Origin of the sequence: Microbulbifer sp. MI-G, from assembly GCF_030440425.1 — a bacterium.
Classification (GTDB): Bacteria; Pseudomonadota; Gammaproteobacteria; order Pseudomonadales; family Cellvibrionaceae; genus Microbulbifer; species Microbulbifer spongiae.
On the sequence record NZ_CP098023.1, the window covers coordinates 3416262 to 3432935 of the forward strand.

Below are 16674 nucleotides of genomic sequence, written 5' to 3' on the forward strand. Positions count from 1 at the left end.
TAACTAGTGATGACAGACAGCTCTATGAGACTATATGTTTCAAATAGTGAACCACCTTTAGTGAAAGGATTACCCATTGTTGGCAATACACTACAAATGGCCAAAAACGGAGGTCCAGGGCCTTTTTTTTATAAATGCTACCGAGAGCACGGGCCTATTTTCAGAGTTAAAGTGCTCAATAAAACCTATAAAGTATTGGCAGGCCCAGAAGCTGTAGAATTTATGGGATCCAAAGAGGGAAAAAAAAAGTTACGCTCAAAGGAATTCTGGCAGCAGATGAAGGATGCATATCAGGCAAAGTATCAATTAACTGCTGAAAGTGGTGAAATACACGCTAGACTTCGTGCGGTGATGAGAGAAGGGTATTCACGAAAAATACTGATCGGTAAATTTGATCAGTTTTTACAAGCAACCGATGATATGCTAAAGCTGGACTGGCAGGTTGGACACTCTGTTCCCGTAGTTTCGTCTATGCAGCGCCTGGTAACGGGTCAATTGGGTCTATTTCTTACAGGTCGTGTACCATTAAATTATGTTGAAGATATCCGAATTACTATCAAAACGATACTGAATGTTCTGGTAACTCGTCAACGCCCACGCATATTATTATACGCACCGAGATATAGACGGGCTTTTAAACGTGTGCATGAATTGGGTGAGTCGATGATAAAAGATTACTACGTCAATAAGGGAAAAAAAGCCAATCAGGAAAAAAATCTGATTGATGACATTATGGAGGAACATGAGCGTAACAGTGACCTGATTCCAGAGAGCGATCTTATTTTGACACTAACCGGACCTTATGTTGCAGGGCTTGATACAGTTGCCAATACAACAGCAAACCTAATTTATCTTGTACTGAAACATCCGGATGTGTATCAAAAAGTTCAGCAGGAAGTGGATGCTGTATTTGCAAATCCAAATCTGGATACTTCATGCTTAAAAGAACTGCCAACGCTCTCCGGGGCTATTATGGAAAGTCTGCGTATGTACCCGGTAACAGCAGCAGCCATGCGCGCAGCCAATATCGATTTTAATTTTGCTGGTTATGAAATCAAAGAAGGTGAATTGCTGTATATGGGAATCACAGTTCCTCATCTTATGGAAGAGTTTTACCCAGAACCAGAAAAGTTTGATGTTGAGCGTTACAATAAAGGTCGTGGAGAACACTTGCAAGCCAACGCATTTTCTCCCTATGGCCGTGGACCACATACTTGCCTGGGGCGATCGCTTGCCGAGGTTCAAATGGTGCTCTCAATGGCACGACTATTTTACCGGCTGGATCTCCAGTTGGATCCTTTTGACTATGCTCTGAAAATAAAAGTTGCACCGACACCGGGCCCAGAGCGTGGTTTTAAAGTAAAGGTGAAAGGAATTAGGAACAAAATTAAGTATGGAATAAATTAAACCGGAATCGATATGAGTAAGACAAAAAACCGTATTGTTTTGGTAACAGGTGCCACTCGCGGAATTGGTAAAGGCACCGCACTGGCTTTATCTGGTGATGATACCATAGTATATATTACCGGGCGTTCTGAATCTGAAAACCAGACTTCAAGTCTACCTGGCACACTCTCAACGACTGTGGCAGAGATAAAAGAACGGGGTGGACAAGTTATCCCTGTTAAATGTGATCACAATGATGATAAACAGATCGCACAATTACTGGAGCGGGTGATGGATGAACAAGGACAATTGGATATTCTGGTTAATTGTGTCTATCAGGTTCCTGATGATTTATCAGTATGGAAGCCTTTCTGGCAAAGACCCGTAGAACAACACTGGAACGCCATGATAAATGTCGGACTGCGTGCACACTATCTTGCCTGTTATCACGCTGCGCCACATATGGTCAAAGCTCAAAGTGGTTTGATGGTCACTGTATCATCGCCAGCAGCACGCGCTTATATTCATTCGGTTATCTACGGCTTGGGGAAAGCAGCAAAAGATAAAATGATGTACGATATAGCCAAGGAATTACGCGAATACAATGTAGCTGCTTTTGCTTTATGGCCAGGAATTGTGCGTACAGAGAGATTACAACCAGCCATTGAAAATAATCAGTTGCCAGCTGAATACGAAGTATTTAAATCAGGTATGGAATCCTCTGAATTTACAGGTCGAATTATAGATGCAGTAGACAGATCCAACACCGCCATGACGTATACAGGAGCATCCTGGTGGAACACTACATTGGCTAAAAAAATGGGGATAGTTGATATTGATGGACAGCAGCCAGAAAGTTATGCAAAGCTCCTTGGTAATCCGATAAATGCTCCCGAGATAATGATTAAATGAAAATCTATTGTTGATACCATAGTGCCAATGATGTAATTTAAAATAGAATCATGAATTTAAATTGATCGTATATAGTGTTGTATGAATAATAACCATAAGATGGATCAACATATTTTCCAATTTTTCGATTATTGATTTACCTATAATACTTTTGAGCTTGAGAGTTATGTTTATTGATTCATACACTCCAGAAATGTTAGTAAAGCAAATCCTATGAATAATGCTAGTTTAGACATTGATACACCTATAAAACAGTAAACTATGTACACGCTATTATAAGAAAGATGAGGGATGTATAAATTCAGTCCAACTAACACGTGATCAGTAAAGTTATTTATCTTACTCATAACTCTGTTCATTATATTTTCTGGATATAATTTACAAAATTTACAGCGAACCAATGAAATAGAAATTAATACAATACAGAATACACGTAATTGTATTTGTAAGATACTGAAAAAATGCGGTGAGATATTACTTGCATGGACTAACATATCAAAGTGTTGTATTGCAGATTTATATCTTATTACTTATCTTTGATATTTAGTAAAGATATAAACAGAATATCATATAAAGAGAAAAAATGAACCAATTTAAAACGATTGAATACAGCATAAAAAATAGAACTGCCTGTATTATCATGAACCGACCCAAAAGCTTAAATGCGTTTAATTCCACTCTCAAGTCTGAGCTATCACAAGCGATTGAGCAGGCAGATTCTGATAGTATCGTACGGAATATAATTATTTCTGGCAGGGGAAGATGTTTTTCATCAGGTGCTGATTTAAAGGATGTTTTATCACATTACAATACAATTGAGGAGGAGCTTCTGAAAGAATACAAGCCCTTTTTGATGGCTATCAGGAATTCTGACAAGCTGTATATTTCAGCTATTAACGGCGCCTGTGCAGGTATAGCAACCGGATTGGCAATGGCTTGTGATCTTTGTGTGATGGCGGATAATGCATATCTCTATCAAGCTTTTGCTGCCATTGGCCTTATACCCGATGGGGGAGTCAGTTGGCATTTGCTTAACACCTTAGGTTACAAGAGAGCAATGGAGGCAATTATCTGCTCTAAAAAATTGTCTGCAGAACAATGTTTGTACCTTGGTATTGCTAATAAAGTAGTGCCTGCAAATACACTCTTGACGGAGACACAATCCTGGGCTGAACAAATTGCAAAGGGTTCTCCATTGGCTCAAAAATACTCTAAAAAATTATTGCGTCACATTATCATGGCTGATTTGCCAGAAGCCTTTGATATAGAGGCAAAATTCCAAAATAAAACCACAGACAGTTACGACTTTAAGAACGCAGTTGCCGCATTTTTTGAAAAACATCCAATAACATTCGCCGATTATTAATGCCAATCTTTCTACTCTATATACTGGTTTAGATAATAATGTTCAGCCCGTTAACTTAGCATTTTGGCAACTAATTTTTTGTAAATTTTTGAATAAGGTGGAAAATTGATATTAATATCACGCCAACCTAGGGGGGATTCTACTATTGAGCGTGGATTAGAGAACTCTAGGAAGCTCTGAAACCCACCAATTCGACCAGTACCGCTATGATTTACTCCACCAAAAGCCAGGTTCGGATTGGTTCCAGATTGGATCAAATTATGATTTACTACGGTAGATCCCGCTGATGTATTATGCAAGAAATAATTGATTGTAGATCGGTTTTTGGAAAAGATATAAAGTGCCAGTGGTTTGTGCTGACGCTTGATTGCTGACAGCATCTGTTCAGAGTTTTCGCAACCAATAACAACCATAACCGGACCAAATACCTCCTCCTGCATAATGGCCATAGTATCGCTCACACCACTTAAAATAGTTGGTGATATATAACGCTGTTCTGCGTCATATTCACCACCAAATTCCAGTATTGCACCTTTGCTGATGGCGTCATCAATCAAACCTTTAACTCGCTCAAAATGGCTATCGGAGATAAGACGAGGAAACTCTGCACAATTTTTAAAACCATATCCACGTGGATTATACAATCTTATCAATGCGGCCTTAGCAGCAGAAATAAATGATTGCTCAACCATTTGATCAACTAAAATATAATCAGGTCCGATACACACTTGACCGGCATTCGCCATACGTCCCCAGGCAAGTTTGAGTGCAGCATTACTCACTTCTGCAGTGGCATCTATTATAGCTGGGTTCTTTCCACCCATTTCCAGCGTGATGTCTGAAAAATTTTCTGCGGCTGCCTTCATAACAATACGACCTACTCGATGGCCACCAGTATAGTAGATATGATTGAACGGGTGATTTAATAGCTCCTGTGCAATCTCCGGCCCGCCTTCAAATACAGCACATTGATTTCGTGGAAAAATAGCACTAATAATTTCGCTGGTAACTGTCGCTGTATGTGGTGCTAACTCTGAGGGCTTGATAATAGCGCTGTTACCAGCTGCTAAAGCACCGATAATTGGCATAATGTTAATTGCGATGGGTGCATTCCAGGTTGAAATATTAAGTACTGACCCTTTGGGTTCATATTGAATATAACATTTTTTACCCATGGTTGCCTGGCTGTTTTTTACTCTTCTTGGTTTCATCCATCGTGACAAGTGTTTACAGATAAAATCAATTTCAATGTTAAGCATCATTAATTGTGCTTCGGTGTCCATATCACAGGTCTTCAATTCTTTATTCTGCGCATCACAGATATCCCTCTTACGATGTATTAATTTCGCCCTTAGGGCCTGTAATTGACGAATACGCTGTTGCGATGAGCGTGCTCGTAGTACACCATGATTTGATTTCTGTGCATTAAATATGGACGATATGGTCATTGTATTACTCCAGTGGAAATTTAAGATATGGCGAAAAAGATACTCCTGGATATTGGTGAAGATAGACACTGTATAATTAATAACGAGTATCGATTTTATAGCTCATACGAATCAGTTTTTCCAAGGTACTATCCGACAGCCAGCGACGCATAATACCGAGTGGCTTGACATCTTTGCCAACTAGATAAATCGGTTTTAATTTAACGGTGCCAATAATCTTAAGTACTTTCTCGGTCATTTCTTCGACAGAATTACCCCGATTTACGACCATATCAGGCAATATTTGAGTTGTAGCTTCACGAAGATGGGGTTCATATACTGTACGAATATTGTCGCTAATCTGGTTCCAGATTTCTTGAGTTGTCCGGTGAATATCCTTGGTCATACTGGTCTTGACCCCCCCGGGCATGATAGTAGTGGCCTGTACTCCCAATGGCGCCAGTTCATGACGTAATGTAAGCGTCATGCCGGTAACCGCATGTTTACTCATGGTGTAAGCACCTGCCCCAGGTGTATTGGCAATAACCACTCCAGAGGCGTAATTCAGGATACGAGCCTCAGGTGCAACTGCTCTTAACATCGGCAAAAAGGCTTGCACTGTTCGTAATTGACCATAGGTGTTAACCTCAAACAACTGTTGTAAATCCTCTATATCCAACCCCTCAATAACCCCCTGTGCCAAATTTGCGATTCCTGCATTATTTACCAACAAATTCAATCCGGCGCCATTTAGTTTCGACGCTACTGTTTCTGAACTCTGGACAACAGAATCTGTGGTGGATACATCTTGTTCGACTGGAATGATGTTCCTGCCACTGACAGTCAGCTTGGAGGTATCAAGGCCAGGTAGAACACCTGCAAATACCTTCCAGCCCAAGTCGTCCAGCTTTAGTGCCAAGGAAAGCCCCTGCCCCTCTGCGGCTCCAGTGATAAACGCGGTTTTCATAGTAGTCTCTACATTGTGATTATTAAAAGTAGGGTTTGTATCTATACACGCACTAAATTGATTCAGTGTACTGGATTTTCCGAATGGTTTTACTTTTTTTTGCTTTGACTATATTTTTTTGTTCAAACTTTTAAATAAGTTCTGTTGATCTGTAAGTCATATAACTGGTATTCACTGAGTCGATCTCAATAAAAGTTGTATAATGAAACCAATAACGACATTTATTCTATATATGCAAAATTCATGGTGATGATGGAAATTAAAAACAGGTCATTTATATAGATCTCCCACACATTGTATAATCAATTCCAAACAATATATTTTCCAGGAAATTCTGCTTTGTTTATGTTAAGAAATTTAGATACTGCTTTTTGCGAGTATTTAGAATTGTATTTTCATCGAAAGCTTAACTTGCATGAGAGTAAGTTATTATTTCGTCATAGTAATTGACTCAAACAATTTATCGGGGATATCCATTTCCAAATGTAATAAGCCTGCACCATATACTTTACCCTGAGCATCAGTAAGCAATGTTTCTGTTCCACCGCCACCTAAGGCATCTTCTAATATAAAATTGAACGCATTCAGATTCGGTAGATCATAGCGTATTACATTACCGAAGGTAATTTCTTTAAAATAGGATTTAACCACATCCGCTGTCAGTTTTTTACACAAATACTCATAAATATCGCTACTTCTGGCCATAATCCCAATATTGCTGATATTGCCTTTATCACCAGAACGGGCAATAGCCAACTGTTGTAATTTAACAATTGCCATATTAAATTTCCTCAACACGCACCGAAGTAGTGATTTCACTTTTGTCAATCAAGGCAGGCCAGTAACCCACAACGGCTTTGGCACGCGACCTACCACCGGAAAAGCCGGTAATACCTGGGGGACCGGACGTAGTAAGAGGAGCAATTTCTGAACCAAGTACATCCAGTTTTTTTGCATCCGAGCCTCTAGCACCAATTCGCACCAAAACTTCATGAGGCTGCTGATTTTTTGGTACCAATCCTTTATACAGAACATTAGTACCAAAAATTTCTATAAATCGATCTTGCTCTGGTATCTCTATGCCGTGTATAGCAAGACGATCAAAGACCATCTTATAAATCAAGTTCGACTTCTCTATAGCATCGGGGCCAGATACACAAAGTGTACTGAGTATTTTATACCCTTTTTCGTAAGAAATGGAAACCTTATAACTAGATGTAGGCGCTTTTCCTTTTATATTACAAATTGCAACTCGATTTTTACTTTGTTGTGTGAGTTTTATGCTGGTAAAGTCAGCAGTACAATCTGGTCCAAAATAGTTTTTCGGATCGCCGATTTCATACAATAACTGTGAAGTGACTGTAGCTAAATTAACTAACCCACCAGTGTTTTCAGCTTTAGTTAAAACAAAGCTTCCATCAGTCTGTGCTTCAACTATCGGATAGCCCATATTGGCAAATCCAGATACCTCCTTCCAGTCAGTATAATTTCCCCCGGTAACCTGTGTTCCGCATTCGAGCAAATGTCCCATAATGGTACCTGCGGCAAGTTTATCATAGTCGCTCATTGACCATTTAAATTCGTGTACCAGAGGGGCAAGTGTAAGAGACGGATCACTTATACGGCCAGTGATGACAATATCAGCACCCTGATTCAATGCATCAACAATAGGTTGTGCACCAATATATACATTAGCACTTAATACTTTTTCTAATATACTGCTTAGCCTCTCGCCGCTTTCCATATTTCTCATCTCATGACCACTGCATAAAAACCGGTTAATATTTTTCAGAATATCGTCACCCTCTACGATGCCAATTTTAATACCGTGTAAACCTAATGATTTTAATGTAGATTTTGTATTCCTCAGGCAACACTTTGCATTAACCCCTGCTGCATTGGCGATAATTTTGATCCCTTTTTCTTTACATACAGGCACTATGTTTTTTAGCAATTCGACAAAATCCATTGCATAACCCTTATCAGGATTCTGCATTTTTTGTCTCTGCATAATACTCAGTGATATTTCAGCGAGATAATCCAAAGTAATGTAATCAAGCTGTTCTTCTGCAAGCAACTGCTTAGGTCCAAGGGCGCTATCACCCCAAAAACCCTGCGCATTGGCAATGCGTATGATGGATTTTTTTTTCATATGTTACTCTCTAAAAATCTGATTATTATCTCAGGCAACTATGAATTTAAACATCTCCATATCATATCCTGAAAATAGCTATATTTATTCAACAGATCAAAATAGTATAGACAAATTTTTGCAACTATCTATCACCAGAATCATTGGATGTTTTTCTTGGTAGATTGTGCTTATAAATCAATATCAATTAGTTAGTTTAATTCACAACCAGGATTCATGAAATCCATTTGGGTTTACGCTTTTCCAAAAAGGAATTTAATCCTTCTTTTCCCTCTTCTGATTCTCTAAGATCAGCAATTAAACTTATAGTCTTTTGGATAATTTCGTCATCTATCGAATCCTGGGTTATCTCCGAAACGATATGTTTTGCTTTTTTTACAGCTATCGGGGCATTATTCAATAGACTTTTCGTAAAAGCCTGAATATCCAAATCCAGGGATTTCGGATCAGATAAATGGCTGATCAGACCAAGTTGCCAGGCGCGATCAGAGTCAATCACTTCTCCGCTCATGAATAATCTACTCGCGACTTTTTGACCAACTGCCTTAATAATATAAGGGGCAATGGTAGCTGGGACCATACCGAGCCTGACTTCGCTAAGACTGAATTTGGCCCCAGAGGCAGCAAAGGCAAAATCACAGCAGCTAATCAAACCCACTCCACCACCAAAAGCCGCGCCCTGTACCCGCGCAATAGTTGGTACTGAAATCGTACTCAATGTTTTCATTAAATTTGCCAGACGTCTCGCGTCTGTTAGGTTTTCCTTATAACTATTGTTCCCCATACGCCGCATGTAGTTTAGATCGCCTCCTGCCGAGAAACTATTTCCTTCGGCACCGAGAATAACTGTTTTTATATGGACATTTTTATTAATTCTTTGAAGAGCAGCTGTCAGTTGATCAATCTGATGCTCATCAAATGCATTGTGGACCTCTGGACGGTTCATGGTTAGGTACATAACACCATCGGATTGCAGGGATTCGATCAAAGTATTCGACACTGGGTTACCCCTAATATCAGACATTTCTGTAGTTGGAACACATTAATAATTTTTAATTAAAATCTGTCTTTTATTGGTCATCACACAAAGAAAAGCTAATTTATCAGCTTCTGTGGTATCACTTTGTCACTTATATTGTATTCGGAAATCCAGCGTGAAACGATAGTGTCAAAGCTCTATTTCTATCGCAATCTGTTTGCCATTAACAGTGTCCGGCATAACCGAACAAAAAATCCTATTTTCAACCTGTAGCGGACATTACTGCCTGTATACCGCTTTAAATATTATTATTTATATCAATATGCGGTTACAAAGCATATAAAAATACCAACTTTCAGAATTGAGCTTAATCAAAAGTTAATGTAGACCTCTTAACCAAGAGGTTGTTTTTTCCAGACAATATGTATAGGCCCTAATGACGATCTTTTCGATATCAAAGCAATAATTTCTAGGATCAAAAGTTGTATTTTCTTATTGTTAAAAATTCAAACTCGAACCCAACAGTATCGCTATCTGTCTGCTTATGACCTCATATTCTTCGGAACTCTATCGATCACAAGTGCTCCAGGTATCTAAAATAGTGTATTCTGAAAGCACAGTTTCTTTGAATATCATTTAAATCTTAAAATTGATTTATAAAATAATCATTAGTTAATGATTGTTGCTCGGGGGATATATATTGATGTAATTTTAAAAATTATATCATTCATCGATGGTAAGAAATAGTGTAATGGAAAAATACTATGTCAGTACTGAATCATGCCCCGCACATTGATTTACTTTTTCATGGAAAATATTGATCTTGAGACTAGTAAAACAATCTAAAATGTCTCTACAAATTCATAAAGAATGCTTTGCAAAGTAATAATCATTCACTTATCTGTCAGAGTAATCAGTCTAAGATACTACCAGCTCCGAGAAACCCAACATCATACTTTCAGTAGAAATCTTAGAAATTTTTTGAGAAGACAAAGCTGATATTAAAAATTGTTACACTTTTCATTGGACAAAGCGTATTTTATAAGTATATTTTATTCAGATTTCAAATGTCAAGTGTGCCTTATCAACCCGGCAACTATATAGTGATGGAAGTATACGGATATTGAATGAGATTTCTAGCAATATAGCATCGCTATATTTCCGCCGAGTTAAAACTTAAAATGACAGATGTAAAACTGCAATGACAACCTATAGAATTGAGTCTTAGTATATCAAAATAAACGTATCCCGGCAGGATAAAAATAACGCCATACAGAACCAAAACGATCCAGATCAATAACTAAAATGAAACCCCAAGATGACTCAAATGATAGACAGTGAAGACAAAGTTCAAATCCAAGAAAATAATATATCAATACCCCTGAGTCAATTCGAGTGGCCCATACTAAACATCAAATGATGAATCGAATACTAATTACTCTGAGTGAAAACAATCTTATGATACAGAAAAGGGTATGGGAAAATTATTCAAATATGTGGCAGTAAACGATATATTATAATTCAAAATTAGTTTAAAAATCACAACATTCAGCTTTGTTTTAGTTCATGTAAGTCATCTAGTTTTACAAATGGCGGAGACAACTAGTAAAAATTTATTTGATCGGATGTTATTGATCGCATATCTATAACTAAAGTTAAATTAAAAGTATAAAACACTACACATTCTGGAAGACTACAGTGTCAACGTTTAAATCACAAGTAAAGCCTTTATCTGAAAGATTTTTAAATAACCGTGTCGGTATGCTAAAACTGGTCAAGCAGCTGCGTGATCTTGAAACAAGAGCAATAAAAGCATCAAATAAACGCCGTTCAATCTTTGAAAAACGCGGACAGATTCCACCCCATGATCGTATCGCACATTTACTTGATCCCGGTATGCCGTTTCTAAGACTGCATACATTATCAAACTACCTGTTTGAAGATTCCAATCCTGAAACAAGTATCCCAGGCGCCAGCGTTATTTGTGGCATCGGTTTCATAAAAGGGGTTCGCTGTATGATATGGGTTGATGATAGTGGTATTCGTGCAGGTTCTTACACGCCTACTACAGTATCAACTGGACTGAGCATTCAAAGTATTGCTAGAAGACAAAAACTGCCTCTGGTTCATTTAGTCGAAAGTGCAGGTGCCAACCTGATGGAATTTACTGTAGAAAACTGGGTAGAGGCCGGCGCTCTCTTCAGGAACCTAGCTCAGCTCAGTGCTGCCGGAATTCCGAGCCTGACCGTTTTACACGGTCCCTCTACTGCGGGAGGTGCCTATATGCCAGGACTTTCAGATTTTGTAGTAGGTGTTAAAGAAAATGGCCTGGCTGCTTTGGGCGGAGTAGCTCTAGTACATTCCGCAACAGGTGAAGTAGCCGAAGAACGTGAGCTGGGAGGTTCTGAAATGCATGCAAATGTATCCGGCTTGGTTGAATATCTGGCAGAAAATGATGCCCATGGTCTGAGTATAGCTCGTGACATCATAGGTCGTCTTCAGTGGAATAAGAATTTACACTTACCTCATCGCTTCGCTACGAAAGAACCATTATTATCTTCTGAGGAACTCGTTGGTATTGTCTCAATTAATTATAAAGATCCATTCGATATTCGGGAGGTAATTACTCGTATTGTTGATGCATCGGAGTTTGACGAATTCAAACCACGCTATGGCTGTGCAACAATTTGTTTACATGCAAGTATTATGGGGTTTTCTTGTGGAATTATTGCTAATAATGGCCCAATTGATCCTTGTGGCGCTACCAAAGCAGCCCAATTTTTCCAACTCTGTGATCAAACCGAATTACCATTAATTTTTTTACACAACACAACTGGATACCTTGTTGGTACTGAATCTGAAAGGGCAGGCATGATTAAACACGGTGCAAAAATGATACAAGCGGTATCCAATATCAGGATTCCAAAAATATCGATGATCATTGGCGCAAGTTTCGGTGCTGGTAATTACGGTATGTGTGGCGCTGCCTATGAACCAGATTTTTTGTTTGCATGGCCTAACGCAGCAACCAATGTGATGGGTGGTGAGCAAGCGGCTAAAACCATGACACAGGTCGCTGAATCAATTGCTACCCGTAAGGGAAAAAAAGTTGACAGGTCCGCTTTAGTAAAACAAGAAAAATTTATTACAGACTATTTTATCAGACAACAAGATGCTTTTTATACTGCTGGTCGGAATTTGGTACATAGTGTTATAGATCCAAGAGATTCACGTAGAGTACTGGGTTTTGCGCTAGAGACCTGCTCAGAAGCTGTTATACGCAAATGTCAAGCTAACAGTTATGGAGTCGCTAGATTTTAGTTAACCAGGTTCTTTCCCATTCTAGCTCCTACACCTGACAATGAAATCAACTATTACAACATCATGAGAAAAATCTCGAAGCTCCTAATTGCCAACCGCGGTGAAATCGCTTTACGCATTATGCGAACAGCAAAAGAAATGGGGATACAAACGGTTGCAGTATATTCTGATGCAGATGTTAAGGCACCACATGTCAGGTTTGCAGATGATGTTGTTTACATAGGATTATCAGCAGCTGACAGTTCTTACCTTAATCCGGAGAAAATAATTGAAGCTGCAAAAATCTCTGGATCAGACTCAATTCATCCCGGCTATGGATTTTTATCTGAAAATGCAGAATTCGCCCGGCTTGTACAGGAAGAAGATCTTATCTTTGTGGGTCCAGATCATCACGCCATTAATATCATGGGCGACAAGGCCATTTCAAAACGTGCGATGATCGATGCTGGCATTCCTTGTTTACCTGGCTATCAAGGTTCAGACCAATCCGATGAAATTCTGATAGCAGAGGCAAAAAAAATTGGTTTTCCACTGATGGTTAAAGCTGCCGCGGGTGGTGGAGGGATTGGCATGCGCCGGATTGATTGCTTATCTGAATTATCCAATAGTATTCATATGGCTCGACTGGAAGCCAAGAAAACATTCGGCTTTGATACGCTGATTCTCGAGCGTGCAATAAACAGGCCTCGTCATGTCGAAATTCAGATTCTTGCTGATTCCTTTGGCCATATTGTGCATTTTGCAGAACGAGACTGCTCAGTTCAAAGGCGACATCAAAAGGTTATTGAAGAAGCACCATGTCCAGTGATGATCCCTGAATTGCGTGCAAAGATGGGCAATTCGGCTATTGGTGTTGCAAAAGCAGTCAATTATATTGGTGCTGGTACTGTCGAATTTTTACTCGATAAAGAAGGCACATTTTATTTTCTGGAAATGAACACACGCTTACAGGTAGAGCACCCCGTAACCGAGATGATAACAGGGCACGATTTGGTCGCACTTCAATTAAAAATTGCTCAAGGAGAATCACTTGATTTAAAACAATCTGATATAAAGCTACAAGGCCATGCTATTGAAGTACGTTTATATGCTGAAGATCCAGATGATGACTTCTTACCATGCGCAGGACCTGTCACTAAGTGGATAGAGCCCAGTTTTTCGGGTATCAGGGTAGACTCAGGTATTGAATCCGGTTCAGTGGTGACCCCTTTTTATGATCCGATGTTGGCAAAAATAATTGCCCATGGTTCATGCCGTGAGGAGGCTCGCAGAAAATTGATCAAGGCTCTGGATAATACAGCTCTGTTTGGCATAAAAACAAATCGTGATTTTCTGATTGCGGCGTTAAAAAACGAGCAGTTTATCAATAGAAAATCAACAACTGGTTTTATCGCTGAAAATTTTGCAAAAACTCCTATACAAAATAAAAATATAGATGAAAATATCTATACGAACTGTGCTATTGCTGCCGTAATACAACACATTTCAGCGATGAGGCATTACCAATCAGTCGCATCGAATATGAGTTCTGAACTTCTTGACTGGTCGAGTGTTGCTGTTTTACAAAGCTTGCGCTGTTATGAAATTAATGGGCGTCAATTAATTATTTCAATATCTTCTCCAGATAAAGCTGGGGGTTCCTATAGAGTATCACTCCTAGAACATGAAATAAATATCACGGTGTTAGAAATAACAACTGATCGTGCAAAACTTATTGTCAATGGGCGCACCGTATCTGCCATTTTTTGTATCGAGGACGAAAAGTTAATACATATAGCTATATCTGGAGCCACTATATTTAAACTTACTAATATCATTGCAGGGGTAGAAAATATCAATATTGATGCCACCGCTAGCATAATTAGAGCGCCTATGCATGGAGTAATTATTGGTATTGAAGTGACTGAGGGTGATGAAGTTAAGAAAGGTCAGCGGCTTGTTGTACTAGAGGCGATGAAGATGCAACATTCTATTCTAGCCCCGATAGATGGCTCTGTACAAACACTGAATGTAAAAGCAGACGAACAAATTGCAACAGACGACATCCTTCTTGAAATTGAAAACTGATATCCAATATCAAAATCTATGGAAGACGAAATAACAATGAAAAATCAATTTACGCTTACCAATGAACAACAGAATATACTTGATCATGCGGACAAATACGCCAGAGAACAATTATATCCTTTGGCGCAAAGGATGGATGATGAAGAGTGGTGGCCAAGCGATATTATGCAAGTACTAGGGAAACTGGGCTTTTTGGGTATCACTGTCAGCCCAAAATATGGCGGTGTGGGCCTTGATATGCTTTCGGCAGGGCTGATTTGCCAGGCCTTTTCTCGCTGGAATCATGCGCTGGCATTGGCGTGGGTTGCTCATGACAATCTATGTGCCAATAATATAGATAAAAATGGATCTGATCATCTCCGTGAAAAATATCTACCGAGACTCTGTTCCGGCGAAATTATTGGTTGCCTTGGCTTAACAGAGCCCGGTGCGGGTTCTGATGCACTTGGCTCAATGAATACAAGGGCAATAAGAGAGAATGATCACTATATATTAAACGGTAGCAAGATTTATATCACCAACGGACCCATTGCTGATATATGTCTGGTGTACACCAAAACAGTCCCTGGTAAAGGTTCAAAGGGTATTACCGCCTTTATCGTGGAAAGTGATATGCCGGGATTTAAAGTCGCGCAAAAGATGAACAAAATGGGATTTCGAGGAAGTCAAACTGCGGAATTATTTTTCGAGAACCTTCGTGTTCCACTGGAGAATATTGTTGGTGATGAACATCAAGGTCATCAAGTAGTTATGAGTGGACTGGATTTTGAGAGATCCATGGTTGCTCCGATTAGTGTAGGCACTGCAGAACGTGCATTATCATTAAGTCTCGAATTTGCCAAAACCCGTAAGCAGTTTGGTAAACCCATTGCACAATTTCAAATGGTTCAGTCACGATTAGCTGATATGTATGTCTGGGTAGAAACTATGAAAACATTCTGCTGGAGTATTTTGGCAGAAATCAATGAAGTAGATGAAACTCAGGCAGGCAAAGGCGACATTCATGCACGAACTGCCGCTTCGATTATGTATTGTGCCAATATGTGCAATCGGGTGCTTGACAATAGTGTACAAATATTTGGTGGCAACGGCTATATTTGGGAGTCAGAAATCAACCGTTTATTTCGCACAACAAAATTGTTAGAGATTGGTGCAGGTTCGACAGAAATAAGAAAAATTATTATTGCCAGTGAACTTTTCAAGAGCTAATTTACTCAGCATAGGTTTGAGTTATGACAGAGCGGCAACTTGCATTTGGTATGAGCGATGCCCAACTTGCATCCGCTCCCACTGTCTATTCTCCGGATCTTTTTAAAGGCAAACAGATTCTAATTTCTGGAGGTGGAAGTGGTATCGGTAAAGCCAGTGCCTGGTTATATGCTCGACTCGGCGCTAAAGTCATTCTCTGTGGTCGCAATATGGATAAACTTCAAACTGCTGCCCAAGTGATGTCTAAAGCACAGCTCGATGTTGAGATCCGACGAATAGATATTCGCAATGCCACTTTTGTAGATCAGCTATTCGAGGATATTTGGCAGACGTTAGGGGGCATCGATATTCTGTTCAATAATGCTGGTGGTCAATTCCCAAAACCCGCTATTGATATTAGCCCCAACGGCTGGAAAGCCGTTATTGACAATAACCTCAATGGCACCTGGTTTATGATGCAGGCCGCAGCAAAAAAATGGCGAAGCCACGGTCGACCCGGTAATATTATTAATATGACTACTGTTATTGATCGAGGCATGTTCGATATCGTCCATACCTGCGCAGCCCGCGCTGGTATTATATATACGACAAAAACTGTAGCCGTAGAGTGGGCACCTTTCAATATTAGAGTTAACTGCATCGCGCCCGGCGTTATTTCGTCTGAAGGAATGCATGCTTACGATATTTCCTCAGTAGAATCCTTTACAGGCTCAAATCCCATGAAACGTTTTGGAACAGTATGGGAAGTAGCTGAATTGGTTGGCTATCTTGGCAGCAATGCTTCAAATTTTATGACAGGAGAAGTCATTACACTTGATGGCGGCGGACGTTATTGGGGTGAACTATGGGCCTGTCAAAAACCTGAGTTCTTTAAAAATATTTAGATTT

The 16674-nt window shown here is 39.5% G+C and carries 12 protein-coding genes; 7 read left to right on the plus strand and 5 right to left on the minus strand.

All coding sequences use genetic code 11. From position 1 onward, the window contains the following. Positions 1-9 precede the first annotated feature (9 nt). From M8T91_RS14235 to M8T91_RS14245, 3 genes are all read left to right on the plus strand, one after another. Positions 10-1407, plus strand: a complete 1398-nt coding sequence (locus M8T91_RS14235) for a cytochrome P450 (RefSeq protein WP_301414827.1) — start codon at positions 10-12, stop codon at positions 1405-1407. A gap of 12 nt (positions 1408-1419) precedes the next feature. Next, positions 1420-2298, plus strand: a complete 879-nt coding sequence (locus M8T91_RS14240) for an SDR family NAD(P)-dependent oxidoreductase (RefSeq protein ID WP_301414828.1) — start codon at positions 1420-1422, stop codon at positions 2296-2298. Positions 2299-2881: 583 nt separating this feature from the next. Further along, positions 2882-3664 carry an enoyl-CoA hydratase/isomerase family protein gene (locus tag M8T91_RS14245; protein WP_301414829.1) on the plus strand — a complete coding sequence of 261 codons (783 nt, stop codon included), beginning with the start codon at positions 2882-2884 and terminating at the stop codon, positions 3662-3664. A gap of 50 nt (positions 3665-3714) precedes the next feature. Here the strand turns inward: M8T91_RS14245 and M8T91_RS14250 are convergent, their stop codons facing one another. From M8T91_RS14250 to M8T91_RS14270, 5 genes are all read right to left on the minus strand, one after another. Then, positions 3715-5112 (minus strand): aldehyde dehydrogenase family protein, encoded by a 1398-nt coding sequence (locus M8T91_RS14250; RefSeq protein ID WP_301414830.1) that lies wholly within the window; start codon positions 5110-5112, stop codon positions 3715-3717. A gap of 76 nt (positions 5113-5188) precedes the next feature. Continuing rightward, on the minus strand, positions 5189-6058 hold the full coding sequence (locus M8T91_RS14255) for an SDR family NAD(P)-dependent oxidoreductase (protein WP_301414831.1): 870 nt from the start codon (positions 6056-6058) through the stop codon (positions 5189-5191). Positions 6059-6487: 429 nt separating this feature from the next. Next, a complete protein-coding gene (locus tag M8T91_RS14260; protein ID WP_301414832.1) occupies positions 6488-6838 on the minus strand; it encodes an AtuA-related protein in 351 nt (116 codons plus the stop codon). Position 6839: 1 nt separating this feature from the next. Then, complete coding sequence (locus tag M8T91_RS14265; RefSeq protein WP_301414833.1) at positions 6840-8210, minus strand: acyclic terpene utilization AtuA family protein; 1371 nt, start codon at positions 8208-8210, stop codon at positions 6840-6842. A 214-nt stretch (positions 8211-8424) separates the two neighbouring features. Further along, positions 8425-9210 carry an enoyl-CoA hydratase/isomerase family protein gene (locus tag M8T91_RS14270; protein ID WP_301414834.1) on the minus strand — a complete coding sequence of 262 codons (786 nt, stop codon included), beginning with the start codon at positions 9208-9210 and terminating at the stop codon, positions 8425-8427. Positions 9211-10887: 1677 nt separating this feature from the next. Here M8T91_RS14270 and M8T91_RS14275 point away from each other — a divergent pair. From M8T91_RS14275 to M8T91_RS14290, 4 genes are all read left to right on the plus strand, one after another. Continuing rightward, complete coding sequence (locus M8T91_RS14275) at positions 10888-12510, plus strand: acyl-CoA carboxylase subunit beta (protein ID WP_301414835.1); 1623 nt, start codon at positions 10888-10890, stop codon at positions 12508-12510. Between the two features lie 63 nt (positions 12511-12573). Then, on the plus strand, positions 12574-14577 hold the full coding sequence (locus M8T91_RS14280) for an acetyl/propionyl/methylcrotonyl-CoA carboxylase subunit alpha (RefSeq protein WP_301414836.1): 2004 nt from the start codon (positions 12574-12576) through the stop codon (positions 14575-14577). An 18-nt stretch (positions 14578-14595) separates the two neighbouring features. Continuing rightward, positions 14596-15786 (plus strand): acyl-CoA dehydrogenase family protein, encoded by a 1191-nt coding sequence (locus M8T91_RS14285; RefSeq protein ID WP_301414837.1) that lies wholly within the window; start codon positions 14596-14598, stop codon positions 15784-15786. Positions 15787-15809: 23 nt separating this feature from the next. Beyond that, positions 15810-16670, plus strand: coding sequence for an SDR family oxidoreductase (locus tag M8T91_RS14290; RefSeq protein WP_301414838.1), 861 nt, complete (start codon positions 15810-15812; stop codon positions 16668-16670). Positions 16671-16674 lie beyond the last annotated feature (4 nt).